2 protein-coding genes are annotated in these 2,424 nt (G+C 46.9%); one reads left to right on the top strand and one right to left on the bottom strand.

What is annotated here, in order from left to right; all coding sequences use genetic code 11:
• Positions 1-54 precede the first annotated feature (54 nt).
• Positions 55-978: a hypothetical protein gene (locus tag VIP81_RS11100; protein ID WP_331959925.1), complete on the bottom strand. Its 924-nt coding sequence runs from the start codon at positions 976-978 to the stop codon at positions 55-57.
• Positions 979-1,150: 172 nt separating this feature from the next.
• Between VIP81_RS11100 and VIP81_RS11095 the strand changes: the two genes are divergently transcribed.
• The coding region (locus VIP81_RS11095) for a S41 family peptidase (RefSeq protein WP_331959923.1) at positions 1,151-2,424 on the top strand (1,274 nt) is incomplete at its 3' end.

Here is a 2,424-nt window from a genome sequence, read left to right as displayed (position 1 = left end):
CGCGTTATAAATATCAACAGCCGTGGCAGGGATCACCACAGCTGTTTAGCACCATCAGAAGAATACCGCAATGCTATCGGATTTCCACGCAGTGTCGTTGAGGTCTACTTCTACACCACCATTGCCTGTTGGAAAGAGATCGCCTTTTAAAACAGTACGTTTGTTGGCTTCAAATTGAACGTTGTTAATCACTTTGCGGCCAAGTACATTACCATACACCCCTTTACAGGTAACGGTAATAGCCGGAACGGTATAGCTACCTTGCAAAGGGAAATAAGCCTGTGTTTTAAAACCCGGTTTGCCCCGGTTGGAAGCAGGTATCTCAAACTGATAGCCACCGTAATTAGACCAGGCGTTTCCGTTATTCTCATTACTTACTTCTCCGGTAGGAAAATTAAATACCCTGGGAATACCGGTGAACTGAATGTCCAGCCAGCCGGCATCTGCCGGCAGCGGGTCCTGGATAATAAACTGGAGTCTTGCTACAATACGATCGAGAGAAACTTCCGCATTGGCTGCCCCATTAATCACTTTGTCAAAGTGGGTGCTGAAAGCATCGCTGCCAGGGTATTTGAAGCCGATGTTGTCGGTGTGGGAAATATATTCATCACTCGTGGCCAGCAATGTAAACTGGTAATTACCTGCTGGCAAGGTATCCCGGATCACACCAAAAGAAGGGCTGCCGGCTTTTTGCACGATCACATGTTTTACGGCCGCCTGCGCCCCGGTACCGTATACCTTGTAGTAAAGGTAGGTTACATGACCTTCCAGGGAATCTTTCGCGAGCAGGGGAGTGGCGTTGGCCTTACGTCCAAAGGTATCCAGCTCCTGCGAAAAGTCATTGAGCTGAAAGGCGACGGGGAATACAGGTCCGTTACTGGTTTCAGTAGCCGGGTCGGTTGGGCTGGTAACACCCTTACTGCAGGATGCAAGCAGTACGGTGGTGGCAAGCCATACCAGGGCGGTAGTGGTAGACATGGTGGAAGAATTTAGATGATTTAAAATAACTTTCTTCCAAGTCTTATTTGTTACTTGTAAAAGTACATTTTAAGATATCAGGTTACCTGCGATTGTACTATCTTCAGTTTTTGCAAAATGGAATGACTTCTATCCGATCCATTACTTCTTTAAAAGAATACCCGGAAAAAATATGAAGAAAGTACTGTTTTTATTACTCCTGGTACATCAGGGCTGGGCGCAGTCTATACCCGCTAAACAAGTATCCGACAGTTTGTCGGTCTACAACCCGCAGCTTCCTCCGCAGGAGATGAAGGAGGACCTGCAACTCTTTCTGGATATCCGTAAAAAGGCCAATTCCGGCCTGTATCGTTACCGCAGTCAACAACAAATCGACAGCATTTATAAATGGGCTTTTAGAGAAGTGCGTCAGCCTATGTCGACCCTGGACTTTTATAAAATCATTTTGCAGCTGACGGATTTTGAAGGAAGCTGCCATAACTATACGGAACCAGCTGCGGACCTTGTCAGGTATTATAATCAACAGCGCGGTTTCTTTCCTTTTGCGCTTAAATACATAGAAGGCAATATCGTCTTCAATAGTAAAACGACACAAATTCCCGTAGGGTCGCGGGTAATAAGTATCAATGGTGTGGAAGACAAACAACTGATGCAGTCTTTCTACAAGTATATGACGGCAGATGGTTTTACCCAAACAGCAAAACTATCCGGCAGCGTGAACAGAAGTTATGGGTTGCGTTACCTGTATGAGTATGGCATCCAGGATAGTTTTGCTATCCGGTTTTCATCGCCGGGTAGCACCCAACAACAAACCGTGACCGTGCCGGCTGTATCGCTGGAGGAACGAAAAGCCAATTTAGTACTACGCCATAGTGCGCCGGTAGATAGTGTGATCGACTACACCGTGCAGCCTAAGTATAGTTTTAAAATGGTGAATCCCTCCACCGGTTTATTGAACCTGCGGATTTTCTCCATGGCCAGCGGAACAGAGGACCCGGCCTTTCCGGTATATGTAGCGTTTATCGACAGCGTGTTCCAGGCCCTCAGTAAGAACAACGTACCTCACCTCATTTTGGATATCCGTAGCAATCCCGGTGGCAGCGATCCCACCTTTGAACAACCAATGATGTACCTGACAGGTACCGGATTCAAAGAAAATACACTGGCGTATACCATCTTTGATGCGCTGCCGTATGAAGCTTATTTTTGGGGGGTGTCTACCGCTGCCAGGATGGACTCCGCAGAAAAGGCTGCCGGAAAGGCCATGCTAAAGGATTATTTCCCGGCGTTACATAATGGCCGGAATATGCAGAACGTCAAATATAATCCGGTGTACGCTCCGAAGAGTCCCGGCTTCAAAGGAAAATTATATTTACTCATTGATGAAGACGTCGCATCAGCTGCCTCGCACCTGGCTTCTCTGGTAAAAGCCTATGCACGCAATGT

It is taken from the genome of Chitinophaga sp., assembly GCF_036566945.1.
Lineage (GTDB): Bacteria > Bacteroidota > Bacteroidia > Chitinophagales > Chitinophagaceae > Chitinophaga.
The sequence above is the reverse complement of the archived record's forward strand: the minus strand, read 5'-3'. Positions and strand labels throughout refer to the sequence as shown.